Origin of the sequence: Leeuwenhoekiella sp. A2 (genome assembly GCF_047946655.1) — a bacterium.
Lineage (GTDB): Bacteria > Bacteroidota > Bacteroidia > Flavobacteriales > Flavobacteriaceae > Leeuwenhoekiella.
Window position 1 is genome coordinate 2031410 of the sequence record NZ_CP172311.1, and the last position, 19629, is coordinate 2051038.

Sequence of the window (19629 nt, forward strand, 5' to 3'; positions counted from 1 at the left end):
TTGTTTCGCTTTAAGCGAAAATATACTCAGTTTGAAAAAGATAAATTTTAAAAGGCCACGGCTTTTATAGCATGAAAGTAACAGAACATATTGAGAAAGCAAATGGTAAAACCTTGTTTTCATTTGAAATAATCCCGCCTAAAAAGGGCACAAGCATACAGGAGCTTTATGACAATATAGATCCTTTAATGCAATTTAAACCTCCATTTATTGATGTTACTACTTCGCGCGAAGAATATATTTATATTGAGAAAGATGGTCTTTTAGATAAAAAAATAACGCGTATGCGCCCGGGTACGCTGGGTATTTGTGCCTCAATAAAACATAAATACAATGTAGACACTGTGCCGCATGTTCTGTGCGGTGGGTTTACTAAAGAGGAGACAGAATATTTGCTGGTAGACTGTCATTATTTAGGTATTGATAATGTAATGGCTTTGCGCGGTGATGCGATGAAAGAACAACAATATTTTGAAGCCACTCATGGGGGGCATGACTTTGCATGCGGACTTGTTGAGCAGATTCATGCTATGAATCAGGGTAAATATCTTAACAATGTGGTAGAGACCAGAAACTGTTCAGACTTTTGCATAGGGGTTGCGGGCTATCCTGAGAAACATCTTGAGGCACCGTCTTTAAAGAGCGATCTAAAACGCTTAAAAGAAAAAGTTGAGGCGGGTGCAGATTATGTTGTTACTCAGATGTTTTTTGACAATGATAAGTATTTTCATTTTGTAGAAATGGCACGTAAAGAAGGTATAACTATTCCTATTATACCGGGTATTAAACCTCTTGCAGTACAAAGACATATGCAATTACTTCCTCAGGTGTTTAAAATAGATCTGCCTCAGGATCTTATAGATGCAGTAGAAGATTGTAAAGACAATAAAGCTGTTAGGCAAGTGGGTGTAGAGTGGGCAATACAGCAATCTAAAGAGTTAATGGAATATGGTGTGCCGGTATTACATTACTACTCGATGGGAAAGAGTGATAATATTGAGGCTATAGCATCTCAACTTTTTTAATCGCACCTGCGGCTAATCTATAAAAGTCAAACCGAATTCAACTGTAATTTCTAAATATTGCCTCGAAGGCTTTCTTCGAGGTTTTTGATTAATTTTGCGGCAACTGCCCCTGATGAAATTAAAATTCCTATTCATTTTATTATTTACATGTTCCTTGTTTGCGCAGGAAGCAGAAGAGAAGCCGTATAGTATTGACGCCAGTTATTTTTATGGTACAATTCTTCAGCATAATAAAGACTTGGCACATCTTATCACAGGACATCCTACAGGTGTTATTTTAAGCTACAACAGGCGCACCTATGGTTTTAATGATTGGGAGGCACGATACAATTATCCTGATTGGGGTTTTTCTTTTACGTATCAGGATCTAAAAAATCGAAGTCTGGGGGAGAATTTTGGACTTTACGGCCACTTTAATTTTTATTTCTTAAACCGGAATTTAATGGCGCGAGTAGGACAGGGTATTGCCGTTGCCAGCAATCCTTTTGATCTGGATAACAATTACCGCAATAATGCTTATGGGAGCAGGTTATTGAGTTCTACCTATGTTATGCTGAATTACAAAAAAGCCAATATTCTGGATAATTTAGGAATACAAGCCGGGATTTCTGTTATTCATTATTCTAATGCAAATGTTAAAGCCCCTAACTCAAGCACAAATACTTTGGCTTTCAATATCGGGGTTAATTATCAGGTAGAAAAGACCGATTTTCCTGCCTTTATTCCCGAAAATAAAACAAAATATAGCGAGCCCGTTAAACTAAATCTGGCTTTTCGCAGTGGTGTGAATGAAAGCGATTATATAGGTTTAGGTCAGCGTGTGTTCTATGTTTTTTCAGCTTTTGCAGATAAGAGAATCAGTCATAAAAGCATATTACAAGCCGGGGCAGATCTGTTCTTGTCTAAATTTTTAAAAGACCAGATTGTGTATGAGTCTATTGCTTTCCCAAGTTTTGGAGTGAGCGGAGATGAGGATTATAAAAGAGTAGGGCTTTTCGTTGGTCATGAATTACGTTTCAACAAAGTAGCGCTGGTATCACAATTTGGCTACTACGTTTACTATCCATACAATTTTGAAGGTAGAATATATGAACGAGTTGGGCTAAAAAGATATTTTGGAGAGCACATTTTTGGTGCCGTTACCGTGAAAGCCCATGCCGCGAAAGCAGAATGCGTAGAGTTTAGTTTGGGTTGGCGGTTTTAATTCCCTTAGAGGAATAGTTTTTAAGAATATACTCCTAGACTAACACTGATGCAAATTGCCTAATTTACCTTCAAAGTAATCCAGATGTTTTTGCTTAAGCGGTTGTAGAAAACGCTTACCGTATTCAGTGTAAAACTGATGGTTTTTAAGAAATCTTATATTGAGTCTGTACCATTCTTCATCGGTATAATGAACATTTAAATGATTAGACCATTCTAATCTTAAGCGTTCATTTTTTTCCATAAAATCATCATCACCCAGATGCGCCAGATCTGCATCGCAAATTACTTTCTCAAGTATAGAATTGGGTTCGTGTTCAATTTTGGTAGCATTTATACAGGTAACAACTCTCTCAATTTTATCATCGGGATAACCTAGTTGCTTTAGATACAACATTGCGTTTGTGGCGCTTATGCATTCGTGCCCTGCATATGTAGCAATATAACCTGTATCGTGAAAAAGTGAGGCGATGAGAAGAGCTTCAAGATCATCTTTTACAAGACCTTCAAAATTTGCAATTACTTCACTCTTCTTATAAACTTCAAGAGTGTGAGCTATATTGTGAAAAGGTAAGGAGTTGCACCTGCTTTTACTAAGCAATTCTGTGCAGTGGGATTTTATCTCGTTAAGAAATGCCGCCATACTAATAGCCTTAGGGCACTTAATATTTTTCTCTTTTGCGTTTTTCATGATCTAGGGTCTGATGTGATAACGTAAAATTCCAGATTTATTATTTAGAGAACCTAATTTATACATCAATCTATATACTTTTAAAAGCCAATACATTTGATGTCTACAAGGTTCTGAAAACTACTCTAAAGATACGTACTCAATCTCAAGCAAATCTAAAGAGCATTTTCTCTTTAGGGGACTAAACGGTTTACAAGTTAGGGATTTATATGTATATCTGAAGATAACTCAATTTTCGGTTTTTAGACTGCCCTAATTTTGACGTAATTTGCTGAAAGTTCATTTTAATGATTCAGATTTTCTTTAGCTTAAGCGCATTCAAAAACTTTTTAACGTTACTTCTCGTATGTCTTATAATAAGTTGCGATTCAGAAAATGCAAATGACTGCTTTCAAACCGCTGGTAAAATTATAGAGACACAAATAGATGTTGAGCCATTTACCAAGATTAGAACAGAGACAGATGTGAAGCTGCTTATTAAACAAGGTGAACAACAAAAGGTTGTGATAAAGACCGGGGAGAATCTTTTAAATGATATCGAGATTAAGGTAGAAGATGGCAGATTGATCGCACGCAACAACAACTCCTGCAATCTGGTAAGAGATTATGGCATAACGCAAATAATCGTTACCACACCAGATTTGCAAGAATTACGCAATGGCTCTGGTGGCGAGATAGAAAGTGATGGCGTTTTAAAGTTCCCCTCGCTTATTTTGCAAAGCAATACGAATCCTCCCGCACCTACAGACATAAAAAAAAGTGGAAATTTCATTTTAGATCTGGATGTGCAAACTTTGAGAATACGAGCAAATGGAAAGAGTGTATTTTATTTAAAAGGAAATACAGATTTGCTTGACGTACGTTTTGAAGACGAAGCGCCCCGCCTTGAATCTCAGGATTTAATAGCAGATGAGGTACAGGTTTTTCACAGGGGTGCAAATAAAATGATCGTTAATCCGCAGCAGAGCATATCAGGAACAATAACCGGGACAGGAGATGTTATAGCTGTAAATCATCCGCCTGTAGTTGAGGTTGAAGAAGTTTTTAAAGGCAGGCTAATCTTTCAGGAGTAAATAAAATCTATGAAGTTAAAACTATCGCTGCTTGCATTCTTTTTTGTCCTAACCGTAACTGCTCAGGAATCTGAAGTTAAGCCTGTAAATATTGATGCTTCTTTTTTTTATGGCTCAATCCTGGAGCATAATCCAGATATAAACCATCTTATTACAGGTCATCCTACAGGATTTATATTGAGCTACAATCGTAAAACCTATGGTTTTAATGAGTGGGAGCGGCGCTATAATTATCCTGATTGGGGTTTCTCAATGACCTATCAAAATTTGCACAATGAGTATTTAGGCGAAAATGTGGGTTTTTACGGTCATTTCAACTTTTATTTTTTGAATAGAAATGCATATTTCCGCATTGGGCAAGGGTTTGCCGTTGCCGGAAATCCTTATGACGCTGAAACTAATTACCAGAATAATGCTTACGGCACGCGTTTATTGAGTTCAACATACATCGCCTTAAACTACAACAAACAGAATATCTATAAAGGCTTCGGTCTACAAACGGGTTTCACGATTATTCATTATTCTAACGCCAATTTAAGAGCGCCCAATAACAGTACAAATACCTTCGCTTTTACCGTGGGGACAAATTATAATATAGATTATGATAAGTTTCCAGACTACATACCTGAAGGTGAACATACAAAATATACAGAGCCTATTCATTATAATTTAGTGATGCGCGGTGGCGTAAATGAAAGCGATATTGTGGGGCAGGGTCGCTATCCTTTTTATGTGTTTTCTGCATTTGCAGACAAGCGAATTAATCATAAGAGCACATTCACAGCCGGGGTAGATTTTTTCTTTGCAACCTTTCTTAAAGAATTAATAAAGCTACAGTCAACTTCTTTCCCAGAGCTGGGCGTAAACGGAGATGAAGACTGGAAACGCGTGGGTGTTTTTGTAGGCCACGAACTGCGATTTAATAAAGTTGCTTTTGTATCACAGGTGGGTTATTATGTATACTGGCCATACGAATTTGAAAACCGCGTTTATAACCGTTTGGGACTAAAACGCTACTTTTCTGATGATATTTTTGGCTCAGTTACCGTAAAGGCGCATGGGGCAAAGGCAGAAGGTGTCGAGTTTAGTTTTGGGGTAAGGCTTTAGAAATTATATTGTTAAGTCTGTTCATGATAAATATTGTATTTTTCACCCCGGTTTTTATGGGATTATGAACAAACTGCTTTTTTTATTGGTTCTGCTGGCGCTTTCTGGCTGTAAGGATATGGAGACCAAAAAGGTTTCTTCAGAGACGTTTTTAAAAGAAGAGCTCAAGACGATTAACATGAGCGAGCTCGATGAATATCCTACTTTTGAGAGTTGTGATTATCTGGAAGAGAAAGAAGAAAAATGGCTCTGTTTTGAGCAAAAATTAGCCAGTAATTTCTATCAATATTTACAAAGTAAAACACTCGTTTTTAGCCAGGCGATGCAAGATACGGTTTGGGTAAAGATCGCAGTAAATGCAGAAGGAACACCTAAAATTGATAATATTCTAATTCCTGTTTCTGTAAAGCAGGATTTACCAAAACTGGATGTCTGGTTACATCAAAGCCTCGATTCGCTGCCTAAAATTTATCCGGCGATAAAACGCGGCATTCCGGTTAAAACGACCTTTAAACTTCCGGTTGTCATTCAGGTAAACTAACGTGTAAAGGGTTTAATTCTCAAAAGCGATTACAGAATAGAAAAAGATTTTCGCTCATCACTTTTTAAACTCACGACCTTTCCATTCATAATTTCCTAACTGACTACTAATCGCGATAAAAACTGTGAAAAAAGGATATAAAATCGCGCACCACAGGTAATTAATTAGGCTTCCTTTTTGCTTTATCAGAAATGCAGCTTGCGCAATAAGAATAAAATCAACAAGAAATTTCACCGCGATCAAAATCAATAAAAAGGGGCGATTTTCAACGAAAAATAATGCAATTAAAAGCGCCAAATTTCCCGTAAAAACCGCCCAGGAAGTCAAAATACCAAACCAGTTTTTATAAGCCGAAGCTTTGCTCGCCCAGCGTTTGCGTTGCTCGATAAGCGATTTCCAGGATGGTTGAGGCTGCGTTAAAACAAAAGCTTCAGGTGATTGTATATAAGAAACCGAACTGCGATCATTTTCAATAAATTTCTGCATTAAAAACACATCATCCCCGCTAGCGATTGAGTCATTTTCCTCATATCCCTTTAATCTGGCAAATTCCGCTTTCGCGAAAGCAATATTTGCACCGTTGCACATAAACGGGTGATTCAGGTTAAAAGCTCCAATGGTCGCGCCCTGCAAACTCAAAAAATCCAGTTTCTGAAAGTTGGTCAACAGATAATTTTTCCCGTCTAAAAATCCCACGGGAGCAGCAATAAATCGGCTTTTTTGGGTTAAAATCCGCTCATTAAACAGTTTTAGCCATTCCTGTGGAACAACACAATCTGCATCTGTAGTGACAATCCAGTCAAATTTTGAATGTGCAATGCCAATATTAAGCGCGTCTTTTTTAGGTGAACCACTTTTGCGCACATTATCTAAAACCTGAATGGAAATCGGTTTATTTCGCTTAAAATCGGCAATAATTGGCTCAAAATCGTCTGAGGAAGCGTCGTTTATTAAGATGATTTCAAAAAGTTCTTTAGGATAATTTATTTCGCTCAAAGATTGTAGAAGAACAGAAAGATTTTCTGCTTCATTACGAAAAGGAATCACAACAGAAAACCGCGTTTTTTGGTTTGTTTGAGGCGATTTTATACCTTTTTTAGCCGAAAATCCTATGATAAATGCGATAATCAGCGCACAATAAATCAGAATAAATATAGAGAGCAAAATAACCATTAACACGATGCATGAGTAACAAAATGAACTCGCGCCGGTAATTGCAAAGCGGCAACCTTATAATGCGTAGTTTTGTGTTTTGAGACTTTCATAAAGGTTTGAAAGTACATAAAATAATAGTTTACCTGCAGTTTGAAATCTGAAAAAATCATATTGGGCATCGACCCGGGAACGACCATTATGGGCTACGGCCTTATACGCGTGGTCAATAAAAAGATGGAATTCCTTCAGCTTAATGAGTTAATGCTGAAAAAATATGACGATCCCTACGTGAAACTCAAACTCATTTTTGAGCGCACCATAGAATTGATCGATACGTATCACCCTGATGAAATGGCTCTTGAAGCTCCATTTTTCGGCAAAAATGTACAGTCGATGCTAAAGCTAGGCCGAGCGCAAGGCGTTGCAATGGCTGCCGGACTTTCACGACAAATCCCCGTGACTGAATATCTGCCAAAAAAGATAAAAATGGCTATCACCGGTAACGGGAGCGCCAGTAAAGAGCAGGTGGCAAAAATGCTGCAAAGCCTACTCGGACTTAAAACTTTGCCCAAAAACCTCGACAGTACAGATGGTCTGGCTGCAGCGGTTTGTCATCATTTCAATTCCGGTCGTATAGATACGGGAAAAGGTTATTCCGGCTGGGAATCTTTTGTTTCTCAAAATGAGAAAAGAGTGGTTCCGCAAAAGTCTAAAGTGATTAAAAAGTAAGTAATGGAAACTTCAAAGTTTTCTACAGCGCATAAAACTCCCCCATTGGTGGTTGAGGGGCAGGGGCTCTACATCCACATCCCGTTTTGCAAGCAGGCTTGTCACTATTGTGATTTTCATTTTTCGACTTCGCTAAAAAAGAAAAACGAACTGGTTGATGCGCTTTGCAGCGAAATAATCTTGCGAAAAGGTGAAATAGGAGAAACGCTTGAAACCATTTACTTTGGCGGGGGAACACCCAGCTTGCTTGAGGAAAATGAACTCAATCAGATCTTTGAAACGATTTATTCCAATTTTTTAGTGGTTGAAAATCCGGAGATCACGCTTGAAGCAAATCCCGATGATTTGACCCAGGAAAAGCTGGAAATGCTTTCAGGAACAAAAATTAATAGATTGAGCATAGGTGTGCAATCTTTCTTCAATGAAGATCTCACACTTATGAATAGAGCGCATAATGCAACCGAAGCTTTGCTTTCGCTACAGCTGGCTAAAAAGTATTTTGATAATATTTCGATCGATCTTATTTACGGCATGCCGGGAATGAGCGACGACCGCTGGCGCGAAAATTTACAGATAGCGTTAGACCTTGATATTCCGCATATATCGAGTTATGCGCTCACTGTGGAGCCAAATACGGCGCTTAAAAAGTTCATTGATAAAGGTCTTATCAAGCCGGTTGATGATGAAGCCGCACAGGCGCATTTTGAAATTCTGGTTGAAACGATGGAAAAAGCAGGGTTTGAGAATTATGAATTTTCAAACTTTGGTAAGCCGGGATATTTTTCCAGAAATAACACAGCGTACTGGACGGGGAAAAGTTATCTGGGAATAGGCCCTTCGGCGCATAGTTTTGATGGCAATAGGCGAAGTTGGAACATCAATAACAATACGCTTTACATCAAGAAAATAGAAAAGAACGAACTCCCAATTGAGCGGGAGACGCTTTCTGTAACCGATAAATACAACGAATATGTAATGACCGGTTTACGCACAGTTTGGGGAGTTTCTTTAAATAAAATAACAACCGATTTTGGCCCTAAATATTCCGATTATTTGCTTCAGCAGGCCGATAAACATCTGGAAGAGCACCTGCTTTTTCAGGATAATGACCGTATCGTCGTCACCCGAAAAGGGAAATTTTTAAGCGATGGCATCGCAAGTGATCTTTTTCTGTTGAATTTGGAGTAAGATAGTAACATGTGACCTTGAAACAAGTTCAAGGTGACGCCTAAGTTGTCAGTTCGAGTAATTTTCAAAGAAAATTGTATCGAGAACCATATTTAGATACTTTTCCTCTAAAATTTACCTAAATCTCACTTTACTTAAGCCCAATATCTTTTGGTTTTGCTTATTTTAAAGCAGTAAATAATTCACCGCCCCCAAAAGATGAACTATGAGAGCTACCATAAATATTGAGAATAAACTGTACACGGTTGATTTTTCTAAACCTATAGATATTTCTATTCCGCTGCAGTCTGGTGACAACAATCCCGTAGCCTGGTATATTGACGCGCCGCTTATAGAACCGGTAAAAGAAGGGAAATGGGTGGCAAAAGTGAGCGAGGGCGCTTCTATAAATTTTCAAAATATACATTTTAATCCGCATGGTCATGGCACGCATACTGAATGTGTGGGGCATATTACTGAGCATATTTATAGCATCAACGACTGTCTAAAAACCTTCTTTTTTTCGGCGGAATTGATAACGGTTATTCCGGAATCTATGGGCGAGGATTATGTGATCAAAAAAAATCAGGTTGCAAAATTGCTGGCTGGTAAAAACCCTGAAGCTGTTGTCCTACGCACTCTTCCAAATACCCAGAGTAAAACAAAGCGAAAATGGTCACACACAAACTGGCCGTATTTGCTTGAGGAAACCTTGATATTCTTTCGTGAAAACGGTGTAAAACATTTATTGCTAGATCTGCCCAGTGTAGATCGTGAGAAAGATGAAGGGAAATTGCTGGGGCATAATGCGTTCTGGAATACTTCCGGTAAACTGCGTCTCGATGCCACCATAACCGAGATGATTTTTGTGCCGCACAATGTGCAGGATGGTAGTTACCTGCTCAATTTGCAAATCGCTTCTTTTGTAAATGATGCTTCTCCCAGCAAGCCGGTTCTGTATGCTCTGGAAAACAACTGATTTTTAGTCCTAAAAGGTGGTTTTTTGACCTTAAAAGCCGGTTTTCCCTTAATAAATCCCACTAGTAAGATTAAAAGACATTATTTACATTTACTTTATGGAATATCTTTTTATCGGTTTAGCAATTGGCAGTGTAGTTGCTTTTTTCGTTTTCAATAGATTTAATAAGGGTAGACGCACACAGAATGCGACCACACAGTCTGTTGTTTTGATGGAAAAAATACGTAGTGTTTGTAAATTCATTACTGTGGAAGGTGATTTTGCTGAAATCTATCATTACCAGAACGTAAAAGATAAATGGATGAACCTTTTTCTGGGAAGCAAAAAAGCACTGGTGCTTATTGATGCCAAAGCCTACATAGGTTTTGACCTGACCAAGATAAAAATGCATCCTGATGTAAAGAACCGCACCATCGTGCTGACAGATTTTCCTAAACCTGAGCTGTTGAGTATTGAGACAGATTTTAAATATTATGATAAAAAAGAAGGCTGGGCAAACCCATTTACTTCAGAAGACCTTACCGTGATCAACAGAGAGGCAAAACAGCATATTATAGATAAAGTACCAAATAGCGGACTATTTGAAGAGGCATCAAAACAGGCTTTGTCTACAATTGGTCTCATGGAAAACCTTGTACAAACCATAGGCTGGAAGCTAGATTATACGGCTTTGGAAGCTGTAAAGGAAACACCAAAACTTACTGAGAAAAATGCCGACTAAAACAATACAAACTGAAGAAATAAACGAGCAGCAGGTTGCTATCGTTCAAGAACTGGCTTACGAGATCTGGCCACAAACGTACGCTGAGGTTTTAAGCAAAGAGCAAATCGATTATATGCTAGATATGATGTACAGCATAAAATCGCTTGAGGATCAGGTAAAAAACGGACACAGAATGTTCATTTTTAAAAATGAAGGGCTACCCATAGGTTTTGTTACTTTAGAACATAATAAAGACGGAGAAGCAAAAACAAAGGTTCAAAAAATCTATTTACTACCCGAATTTCAGGGCACAGGTTTAGGAAGAATGATGATGGATTTTGCCGCTGAAAAAGCGATTGAATTTGGTGATAAATCGCTTGTTTTAAATGTAAATCGGTACAACAAAGCATTAGGTTTCTACGAGCATTACGGCTACAAAATCATGTCACAAGGCGACTTTGACATAGGTCACGGCTACCTGATGGAAGATTACATCATGGAAAAAAAACTGTAAAACATTCCCCCTCCTGCTTGTGCTGAGCATAGTCGAAGTAGGAGAGGTTAGGTGAGAGAAAGGGATGAACATAGAAGAATACCGCGATTACTGCATTACAAAACCCGGCACAACAGAAGAATTTCCTTTTGATAAAGATACTTTGGTCTTTAAGGTAATGGGAAAAATGTACGCTCTGGCTTCCCTTTCGGTGTGGGAAAGTGGCGAGGCACGTATAAATTTAAAGTGCGATCCCGATAAGGCAATTCGCTTGCGCGAAAAGTTTCCTGACACGGTTTTACCGGGTTATCACATGAGCAAAATACACTGGAATACAGTTGTGCTCAACCAAGCACTTTCTACTGATAAAATAAAAGAATTAATTGATCACAGCTACGATCTCATCGTACAATCACTAACTAAAAAAGCTAAAGAGCAACTTGCTCAATTAAAGTAGTGACCTGCAAGGCTTACATGTAGACCTGCAAGGTTTCAAAAACCTTGTAGGTCTTCCACGCCTCGTCGGTAAGCAAACTTCGTAGGTCTTTTTGGTGTTGTTTTCAAAAACCTTGTAGGTCTTCCACGCCTCGTAGGTAAGCAAAACCTTGTAGATCTTTTTTGGTATTGTTTCAAAAGCCTTGTAAGTCTATAACAAAGTTAACTTTCTCCCACTTTTATACCTGTTTACACAAGAGGACTTTATATTTGTCTTTTCCAAAAAACAATAATGCAGAATCCCGCTTCTTTTTATAAAGAGAATATAAATAAACACAACGAGAGTCTTAAACAGATAAAGCAGCGCCTGTTTGTTTCTAGTATGATAAGATTGATTTTGTTCCTCGCAGCCTGCGCTGCGGTCTATTTTATGTGGAGCAATACTCAAATCGTGATTGCGATAATAATCGTAACGATCGCATTGTTTGTGTTTTTGGTTTCTAAGCATAGCGATTTGCAATACCAACGCGATTATCTTCAAAAATTAATCGGTTTAAATGAAACTGAAATTAAAGTACTAAACCGTGATTTTTACGACTTGCCTTCCGGCGAAAAATTCAAAAATCCATTGCATTTTTACAGTCAGGATGTTGATCTGTTTGGCCGGGGATCATTCTTTCAATATTTAAACCGAACCAGTCTGGAAAGCGGCGCAGAACGATTAGCAAATCAGTTCACTGAAAATGCTATTGATAACATTCCACAAAAGCAGGAAGCTATTCAGGAACTCGCTCAAAAAGCAAGCTGGAGACAGCAATTTTCGGCTACAGCCGCACTTGTGAAAACTAAAACCACAGCTGCTTCTATAATTGATTGGTTAACAAATTACAAACCTTTCGTTTCACCGGTAATGCGGTATCTGCCGGTTACATTTTCTGCAATTTCTATTCTTATTTTTGTTCTTGCATATCTTGATCTTGTTCCTTCATTTATAGTAATAATTTGGTTTTTTCTGGGACTTGGTATTGTGGGTACGCAGGCTAAAAAAGTAAATAAACTTTCAGAAGAGGCAGGTAAGACACAAAGCACTTTTGAGCAGTATTATAAGTTGCTTATTCTACTCGAAAATGAGCCTTTTAAAGCCGATTTATTGGTCAAAAACGCCGATTTTATTCGTTCGGAAAAAACGAAAGCTTCTGCTGTAATCAAGTCTTTTTCGCGTATGCTGGGAGCACTCGATCAGCGTACTAACATGATGGTTGGTGCTTTTATAAACGGTTTTTTTCTTGCAGATCTGCGCAATTCATTCCGCATAGAAAAGTGGATCGAACTCAATGGAAATCAGGTAAGCAAATGGTTTGAAGTGATCGCATTTTTTGATGCGTATAACAGCCTGGGGAATTTTGCTTTTAATCATCAAAATTATGTTTTCCCGGAGATCAATCACGACAAACACGTGCTTGAAGTTAGCAAAGCATCGCATCCTTTGCTCGATCCTGCTAAGGCGGTCGCTAATGATTTTACCATAGATGCTCATCAGTTTTTTATCATTACAGGAGCAAATATGGCGGGAAAAAGTACGTTTTTGCGCACCGTTTCCCTGCAGATCGTAATGGCAAATGCAGGGCTTCCGGTTTGTGCCGCTTCTGCGAAATATTCGCCGATAAAACTCATCACTAGTATGCGCACGACAGATTCACTTACCGATGATGAATCGTATTTCTTTTCAGAATTAAAGCGACTTAAATATATAGTTGAGGCTATTAAAGAAGATCGTTATTTTATCATTCTTGACGAAATTTTAAAAGGCACAAACAGTACAGATAAAGCTATTGGTAGTCGCAAATTCATCAATAAACTGGTTGCATCGCATTCAACCGGAATTATCGCTACGCATGATCTAAGCCTTTGTGAAGCTGCAGATGAGCTTGACGAAGTGAAGAATTACTATTTTGATGCGCAGATAAAAGATGGCGAACTTTTCTTCGACTACACCTTTAAAAAAGGAATTTGTCAGAATATGAACGCTTCGTTTCTACTGCAAAAAATGGGAATCGTTTAATTGAGTTTTCGATATTCTAACGGACTCATCCCTTTTACTTTTTTAAAATAGCGATTAAAATTTGAAACAGAATTAAACCCTGACTGAAATGCAATATCTGTGATGAGCTCTTTAGATTCCTGTCGCAGTAATCGGCAGACATGTTCTAATCGCAGTTCGATTAAAAATTGGTAGAAAGTTTTGTTCGTTCGTGTCTTAAAAAAGCGACAAAATGCAGTTTTAGTGAGTGACGCTTCTTTTGCAATTTGCTCAAGCGTGATCTCCTGTTGAAAATTCTGTATGATATAATCAAATATCACTCCCATACGTTTTCCTTCCACATCGCTAAAACGTTTATTGATCTGGAAGGTTGAAAGTTCTTCCTTTCGCGAGCTGTGCAATTTCTGTAACAATTCAAAGAATAGGGCAAACCGTTCCAGCTTTGAGGTGTTTAGAATTTTAGTAAAGGTTTCTCGCAATGCTCTGGTAGGGTGCAAAACCTTAAACCCGGAATTTGATCTGTTAAAGAAAGATCTCAGGTTTTTAATTTCTTCGATCTCAAAGAATTTTTCCCAGAAAAGGGTTTCATTAAAGAAAACACTAAGCATATAAGATGATTTTGTCGCCGGTGAATCACTTTGAAAAACGTGCGGTAAATTTGTGCCTAAAACAATGACATCACCTTCGGTAAAGCGGTTTACGGTGTCACCCACGATAAGAGTTCCCGTGCCGGAAACTATGTAGCTTAACTGCACTTCCTGATGTTGATGCAGCTTGTCATAAAAAACCCATTGCTTGTCTTCCTGAATAATAAGAAAGTCATTTTTAGGCTTGGGTATCTTAAATGGAAGAACTTTCAAAATCGTTTTTGCCTGAAAATTATACAAAATATTCCATATGTTCTTAAAAGAAGGTAATATATGCACAGTTTTGGCTAATAATAGGGTACAAATAGCCGATTTTCAAGGTTAATTTAGAGGTTTTAAATAGAAACTTATGCAATTGAATTGGGAAGGAGTTATGCCGGCGGTGACTACCAAGTTTACCGCAGATGATAAACTTGACTTAGATCTTTTTGAAATCAACATCAATGCGCAGCTTGATGCTGGGGTTCACGGTATTATTTTGGGCGGGACTTTAGGCGAGGCAAGTACACTTACTAATGAAGAAAAAAGCGTTCTCATAAAAAAGACGGTTGCCATTGTTGATGGCAAAGTACCTGTTCTTATGAACATTGCAGAGCAGACTACAAAGGGCGCGATTGCGGCAGCAAAACAGGCAGAAGCAGACGGTGCTCTGGGGCTCATGATGTTACCGCCCATGCGCTACAAAGCCGGTGATGAAGAAGTTGTTACATATTTTAAAGCCGTTGCCGGGAATACAGATTTGCCCATTATGGTGTACAACAATCCCGTAGATTATAAAATTGAGGTGACACTTGATATGTTTGAAAAGTTGCTGGAGCACGATAATATACAAGCGGTAAAAGAATCAACGCGGGATATTTCTAATATTACACGAATTATTAATCGCTTTGGCGAAAGGCTAAAAATTTTCACCGGTGTAGATACACTGGCATTAGAAAGTTTATTAATGGGTGCAAACGGCTGGGTTGCCGGTCTCGTAGATGCTTTTCCTAAAGAGACTGTAGCTATTTACGAATTGCAAAAAGCCGGGTATATTAAAGAAGCCCTTGAGATTTACAGGTGGTTTTTACCACTTCTTGAGCTTGATATTGACCCTAAACTGGTGCAGAACATTAAGCTTGCCGAGGTTTATACCGGCATTGGGTCAGAATATGTGAGAGCACCTCGGCTTCCGTTGGCTGGTGAACGACGGGAAGAGGTGCTCTCTATCATAAAAAAGGGTATCGCCACGCGCCCACAATTGCCTGATTATAAAAATTTGTCTCAAAAGGCTGTTTTGTCTTAAAAGAATTTCGCTTAAAGCGAAAAAAAGCATGTGATCAAAAATGATAGGAGGAAAGAATTTTATTGGCAGTAAACAATCTGCAGAAGGAGAGGTGACCTATAAAACCTATAATCCCAAACTGGATGTTGAGAACGCGTGGACGTTCTATAAAGCTACTTCTAAAGAGATTGATGCTGCTGCGAAAAAAGCCGAAGATGCATTTCCTGCGTTTCAACAAAAATCAGGTAAAGAACGAGCAGTTTTTTTACGCGCAATAGCAACAGAAATTGAAGCTTTAGGTAACGAACTTATAGAAACGTATACTACTGAATCAGGCTTGCTGGAAGGTAGAGCGATAGGAGAGCGTGGCCGCACCATAAATCAATTAAAAGCTTTTGCAGACCTGCTTGATGAAGGTTCATGGGTCAAGGCAACTATAGAAACAGCACAACCTGAGCGAGAACCTTTGCCAAAACCCGATCTGCGAAAAATATACAAGCCGCTGGGGCCGGTGGCGGTTTTTGGGGCAAGCAATTTTCCATTTGCATTTTCTACGGCGGGTGGTGATACTGCGAGTGCTCTGGCGGCAGGCTGTCCTGTGGTTGTAAAAAGTCATCCCATGCACGCCGGTACCAGTGAACTGGTTGCAAAAGCAATACTTACAGCTGCAGAAAAAACAAATATGCCAGATGGTGTTTTTTCACATCTCAACAGTAAAGATATAAAGGTAGGTGCCCAACTGGTGCGCCATCCTGCTATAAAGGCTGTTGGTTTCACCGGAAGCAAAAAAGGCGGTATCGCTTTATGTCAAATCGCTGCAGAACGGGAAGAACCTATTCCTGTTTTCGCAGAAATGGGCAGTGTCAACCCGGTTATTATTCTGCCCGGAGCGGCTGAAAAAAACGCCGATAAATGGGCAAAAACCTACGCAGGGAGCATAAATTTAGGAGCTGGTCAATTTTGCACCAATCCCGGACTCATATTTGGTATTGCGGGTGATGAGCTAACTTCTTTTTCAAAACTGCTTTCTCAATATTTATTAGATCAAAAATCGGGATGTATGCTGCATCCTGCAATTGCTGAAAACTACAATAAAGGTCAGCGTAAATTTTTAGAAGAAAATGGGGTTGAAACGCTCGCGCTGGGGTTTGAAGCAGAAGGTGAAAATTATGGTAAGCAAGCGCTTTTAAAAGTTAGCGGGACAGATTTTGTAAATAATAAAAACCTGCACCAGGAAGTTTTTGGCCCTATGTCTTTGCTTGTTGAATGTGAATCAAAAACTCAGCTTGTAGAAATTATAATGAATCTTGAAGGCCAATTAACGGGAACAATCCTGGCCGAAGACAATGAGGCCCACCAATACGCAGACCTAATGCATGCTCTTTCATCCCGGGTGGGCCGAATTATCTTTAACAATGTGCCGACGGGCGTTGAGGTGTGCGCAGCTATGCAACACGGTGGTCCTTTCCCAGCATCTTCAGACAGTAGGTTTACTTCTGTAGGTACTCATGCAATAGAGCGGTGGGTGAGGCCACTTTCTTTTCAGGATTGGCCTGATGATCTGCTCCCGCCAGAACTTCAAAATGCTAACCCGTTGCAGATTTTAAGAGCGGTAAACGGGTCTTTTTCACGAGACAGTATCAAGTCCTAATATGAAACAAAAATTCACTTTCCTTATCTGTTTTTTCTTTCTGAATGCTGTTATCGTTCAGGCTCAGCAGGCTTCTGCTTTACTAGATACCATTATCAAAAAGGAAAGTGAGTACAGACCGTATGATTACAAAGATTTTCCGTTAGGTAAATATGATGAAGCGGTTTATAAAGAGGAAGCTGAATTTTCAGAAGGCTTGATCAAAGAACTTAATGCTATTTCGCCAGAAGATTTAAGCCGAACGAAACAGGTTTCCCTCCAACTTTTGCGATACAAGCTTCAGGAAAATGTAGATTATTACGAGTATAAAATGTACCTCAATCCTGTGCAGGCAGATCAGGGTTTTCATTTAAATCTTAATTATCGGGTTAGGCCTATCACAAATTATGAAAGTGCCAAGGGCTATTTGAATATGCTTAAGGCGATTCCGTACTTCGCTAATAGTCAGATCGAATTGATGCGAAAGGGGTTAAAAGAAGGTACTTCTCAACCAAAGATCATTTTTAAAGGCTACGAGTCTACCTACGATACGCACATTGTCTCAGGTCCTGAATCAAGTTATTTTTATTCCCCTTTTAAGAACCTGCCTCAAACTATTTCGCCAGAGCGAAAAGATTCCCTGCTTGCTGCGGCAAGAGAGGTAATTACAGACAGTGTAATTCCCAGTTTTAAGACGATCAAGTCATTTTTTGAAACAGAATATATCCCTGAAACTCGTGAAGCAATTGGGGTTTCCAACCAACCCGGGGGAGCAGATTTCTATCAAAACCGAATAAATTATTATACCACTTCAAAAGAATATACCGCTCAGGACATTCACGATATTGGCTTAAAAGAAGTAGATCGCATCCATAAAGAAATGGAGAAAATCATCGATGAAGTGGGATTTTTAGGCACTTTTGCCGAGTTTTTCCAGTTTCTACGCACCGACCCGCAATTTTTTGAAACTTCCGGAAGAGAATTACTTCGTGATGCCCGCGACATAGCAAAGCGTATAGATGCTCAGCTACCTCATTTTTTTAGTACACTTCCTCGAAAGCCATACGGAGTTAAAAAAGTTCCAGATGCTATTGCACCAAAATATACCGGTGGGCGCTATTCCGGCAGCGGTAGTAGCTCAGAACCGGGCTGGTATCTGGTAAATACCTACAAACTAGATAGCCGTACGCTGTATACGTTGCCCGCACTTACTGCTCATGAAGCAGTGCCGGGACATCATTTACAGATCTCGTTAAACCAGGAATTGGGTGATAGTTTGCCCAACTTTAGACGTAATTTTTACCTCTCCGCCTACGGCGAGGGCTGGGGATTGTACAGCGAGTATCTGGCAGATGAAATGGGAATTTACACCACGCCTTACGAGAAATTTGGTCAGCTCACGTATGAAATGTGGCGCGCATGCCGCTTAGTGGTTGATACGGGAATTCATGCGTTTGGCTGGTCGCGTGATGAGGTTGTTGATTATATGTCAAAAAATACAGCGCTTTCCATTCACGAGATCAATACAGAAACCGATCGTTATATCGGTTGGCCGGGCCAGGCGATTTCGTATAAAATTGGCGAACTAAAAATCAGGGAACTGCGACAATTGGCAGAACAAGAATTGGGCGAAAATTTTGACATTAGAGAATTTCATGAAATAATACTTGGTCAGGGAACAGTGACTCTGCCCATTCTTCAAGAAATGGTAAAAGCCTATATACAAGCTAAGAAATAAATGGCTGTGTATACTTTTATATGTATTGACGCCCATACGTGTGGCAATCCCGTGAGGCTGGTGAAGTCCGGTGGTCCCGCACTTACCGGTAATTCTATGAGTGAGAAGCGGCAGCATTTTATTAAAGAATATGACTGGATACGCACAGCATTGATGTTTGAGCCTCGTGGTCATGATATGATGAGCGGCAGTATTTTATATGAGCCTAGTGACCCACAGAATGATGTTGCTGTTTTGTTTATCGAGACCAGCGGTTGCCTGCCCATGTGTGGTCATGGTACAATCGGTACAATTACCATCGCTCTTGAAGAAGGCTTGATAAAACCTAAAACACCCGGAAAAATAAGAATGGAAGCCCCTGCTGGTCTTATTGAAATAGAATACCAACAAACCGAAAAAAAAGTAGATTGGGTAAAACTTACCAATGTAAAAAGTTATCTGGCTGCGAAAGACCTAACAATTGATTTTCCCGGTTTAGGAACGCTCACTTTTGATGTTGCCTACGGTGGGAATTACTACGCGATCATAGATCCGCAAGAAAATTTTAAAGGCTTAGAAAATTATCAGGCAGCTGAATTGATCAGGTTTAGTCAGGCGATAAGAGCTGCTATAAACGAAAAATATAAGGATCATTTTATTCATCCTGAAAATACAACCATACGTGATGTAAGTCATGTGTTATGGACAGGCACACCCCTCAATCCTAACTCCTCTGGCCGTAACGCGGTCTTTTATGGTGAGAAGGCCATTGACCGTTCCCCTTGCGGCACTGGTACTTCTGCCAGGCTGGCCCAGTTACACGCCAGGGGATTATTACAAAAAGGTGAAGATTATATTCATGAAAGTTTTATAGGTTCAACCTTTACAGGCCGAATAGAAGCAGAAACTATCCTTGCCGGGAAACCGGCAATTTTGCCCAGTATCAAAGGTTGGGCACGTATTTATGGGTACAACACGATTTTAATTGACGAAGAAGACCCGTATGCGCACGGTTTTCAGGTTATTTAG

Annotated in this window: 19 protein-coding genes; 16 read left to right on the top strand and 3 right to left on the bottom strand. The window is 39.3% G+C overall.

The window, feature by feature from the left end:
* The first annotated feature begins 71 nt into the window (after window positions 1-71).
* Together metF and ACH3PA_RS09065 are read left to right on the top strand one after the other, a co-directional pair.
* On the top strand, window positions 72-1025 hold the full coding sequence (metF, locus tag ACH3PA_RS09060; RefSeq protein WP_416444989.1) for a methylenetetrahydrofolate reductase [NAD(P)H]: 954 nt from the start codon (window positions 72-74) through the stop codon (window positions 1023-1025).
* A 112-nt stretch (window positions 1026-1137) separates the two neighbouring features.
* Window positions 1138-2229: an acyloxyacyl hydrolase gene (locus ACH3PA_RS09065; protein WP_416444987.1), complete on the top strand. Its 1092-nt coding sequence runs from the start codon at window positions 1138-1140 to the stop codon at window positions 2227-2229.
* A 39-nt stretch (window positions 2230-2268) separates the two neighbouring features.
* Here ACH3PA_RS09065 and ACH3PA_RS09070 read toward each other — a convergent pair whose 3' ends face one another.
* On the bottom strand, window positions 2269-2919 hold the full coding sequence (locus ACH3PA_RS09070; RefSeq protein ID WP_416444985.1) for an HD domain-containing protein: 651 nt from the start codon (window positions 2917-2919) through the stop codon (window positions 2269-2271).
* Window positions 2920-3206: 287 nt separating this feature from the next.
* Here ACH3PA_RS09070 and ACH3PA_RS09075 point away from each other — a divergent pair, with 287 nt between their 5' ends.
* The 3 genes from ACH3PA_RS09075 (at window position 3207) to ACH3PA_RS09085 (ending at window position 5640) form a co-directional block, all read left to right on the top strand.
* Window positions 3207-3992, top strand: a complete 786-nt coding sequence (locus ACH3PA_RS09075; protein WP_416444983.1) for a head GIN domain-containing protein — start codon at window positions 3207-3209, stop codon at window positions 3990-3992.
* A gap of 9 nt (window positions 3993-4001) precedes the next feature.
* Window positions 4002-5099 (top strand): acyloxyacyl hydrolase, encoded by a 1098-nt coding sequence (locus ACH3PA_RS09080; protein ID WP_416444981.1) that lies wholly within the window; start codon window positions 4002-4004, stop codon window positions 5097-5099.
* Between the two features lie 64 nt (window positions 5100-5163).
* The gene (locus ACH3PA_RS09085; RefSeq protein ID WP_416444979.1) at window positions 5164-5640 is read left to right on the top strand and encodes a hypothetical protein; all 477 of its coding nucleotides are present in this window, start codon (window positions 5164-5166) and stop codon (window positions 5638-5640) included.
* A 57-nt stretch (window positions 5641-5697) separates the two neighbouring features.
* Here the strand turns inward: ACH3PA_RS09085 and ACH3PA_RS09090 are convergent, their stop codons facing one another.
* Window positions 5698-6804 carry a glycosyltransferase family 2 protein gene (locus ACH3PA_RS09090; protein WP_416444977.1) on the bottom strand — a complete coding sequence of 369 codons (1107 nt, stop codon included), beginning with the start codon at window positions 6802-6804 and terminating at the stop codon, window positions 5698-5700.
* Window positions 6805-6945: 141 nt separating this feature from the next.
* On the opposite strand from ACH3PA_RS09090, the gene ruvC reads away from it, so the two are divergent.
* The 7 genes from ruvC to ACH3PA_RS09125 all read left to right on the top strand — a co-directional run bounded on the left by ruvC (window position 6946) and on the right by ACH3PA_RS09125 (window position 13363).
* Window positions 6946-7524, top strand: coding sequence for a crossover junction endodeoxyribonuclease RuvC (gene ruvC, locus ACH3PA_RS09095; protein WP_416444975.1), 579 nt, complete (start codon window positions 6946-6948; stop codon window positions 7522-7524).
* Window positions 7525-7527: 3 nt separating this feature from the next.
* Window positions 7528-8712 carry a radical SAM family heme chaperone HemW gene (hemW, locus tag ACH3PA_RS09100; protein WP_416444973.1) on the top strand — a complete coding sequence of 395 codons (1185 nt, stop codon included), beginning with the start codon at window positions 7528-7530 and terminating at the stop codon, window positions 8710-8712.
* Between the two features lie 205 nt (window positions 8713-8917).
* The gene (locus ACH3PA_RS09105) at window positions 8918-9670 is read left to right on the top strand and encodes a cyclase family protein (RefSeq protein ID WP_416444971.1); all 753 of its coding nucleotides are present in this window, start codon (window positions 8918-8920) and stop codon (window positions 9668-9670) included.
* A gap of 97 nt (window positions 9671-9767) precedes the next feature.
* Window positions 9768-10391: a DUF4230 domain-containing protein gene (locus ACH3PA_RS09110; protein WP_416444969.1), complete on the top strand. Its 624-nt coding sequence runs from the start codon at window positions 9768-9770 to the stop codon at window positions 10389-10391.
* Window positions 10381-10887 (top strand): GNAT family N-acetyltransferase, encoded by a 507-nt coding sequence (locus ACH3PA_RS09115; RefSeq protein ID WP_416444967.1) that lies wholly within the window; start codon window positions 10381-10383, stop codon window positions 10885-10887. The genes ACH3PA_RS09110 and ACH3PA_RS09115 overlap by 11 nt, the downstream gene beginning before the upstream one ends.
* Before the next feature lie 64 nt (window positions 10888-10951).
* Complete coding sequence (locus tag ACH3PA_RS09120) at window positions 10952-11323, top strand: MmcQ/YjbR family DNA-binding protein (protein WP_416444965.1); 372 nt, start codon at window positions 10952-10954, stop codon at window positions 11321-11323.
* A 270-nt stretch (window positions 11324-11593) separates the two neighbouring features.
* Window positions 11594-13363, top strand: coding sequence for a MutS-related protein (locus ACH3PA_RS09125; RefSeq protein WP_416448546.1), 1770 nt, complete (start codon window positions 11594-11596; stop codon window positions 13361-13363).
* Here the strand turns inward: ACH3PA_RS09125 and ACH3PA_RS09130 are convergent.
* Window positions 13360-14202 (bottom strand): AraC family transcriptional regulator, encoded by an 843-nt coding sequence (locus ACH3PA_RS09130; RefSeq protein WP_416448547.1) that lies wholly within the window; start codon window positions 14200-14202, stop codon window positions 13360-13362. The genes ACH3PA_RS09125 and ACH3PA_RS09130 overlap by 4 nt on opposite strands.
* Before the next feature lie 136 nt (window positions 14203-14338).
* On the opposite strand from ACH3PA_RS09130, the gene ACH3PA_RS09135 reads away from it, so the two are divergent.
* Genes ACH3PA_RS09135 through ACH3PA_RS09150 form a run of 4 tightly spaced genes read left to right on the top strand, consistent with a single transcriptional unit; the run spans window position 14339 to window position 19629 of the window.
* On the top strand, window positions 14339-15274 hold the full coding sequence (locus ACH3PA_RS09135) for a dihydrodipicolinate synthase family protein (RefSeq protein WP_416448548.1): 936 nt from the start codon (window positions 14339-14341) through the stop codon (window positions 15272-15274).
* A 40-nt stretch (window positions 15275-15314) separates the two neighbouring features.
* Window positions 15315-16904, top strand: coding sequence for an aldehyde dehydrogenase (NADP(+)) (locus ACH3PA_RS09140; protein WP_416444957.1), 1590 nt, complete (start codon window positions 15315-15317; stop codon window positions 16902-16904).
* Between the two features lies 1 nt (window position 16905).
* The gene (locus ACH3PA_RS09145) at window positions 16906-18621 is read left to right on the top strand and encodes a DUF885 domain-containing protein (RefSeq protein WP_416444955.1); all 1716 of its coding nucleotides are present in this window, start codon (window positions 16906-16908) and stop codon (window positions 18619-18621) included.
* Window positions 18622-19629, top strand: a complete 1008-nt coding sequence (locus ACH3PA_RS09150) for a 4-hydroxyproline epimerase (RefSeq protein ID WP_416444953.1) — start codon at window positions 18622-18624, stop codon at window positions 19627-19629. It abuts the gene before it with no gap.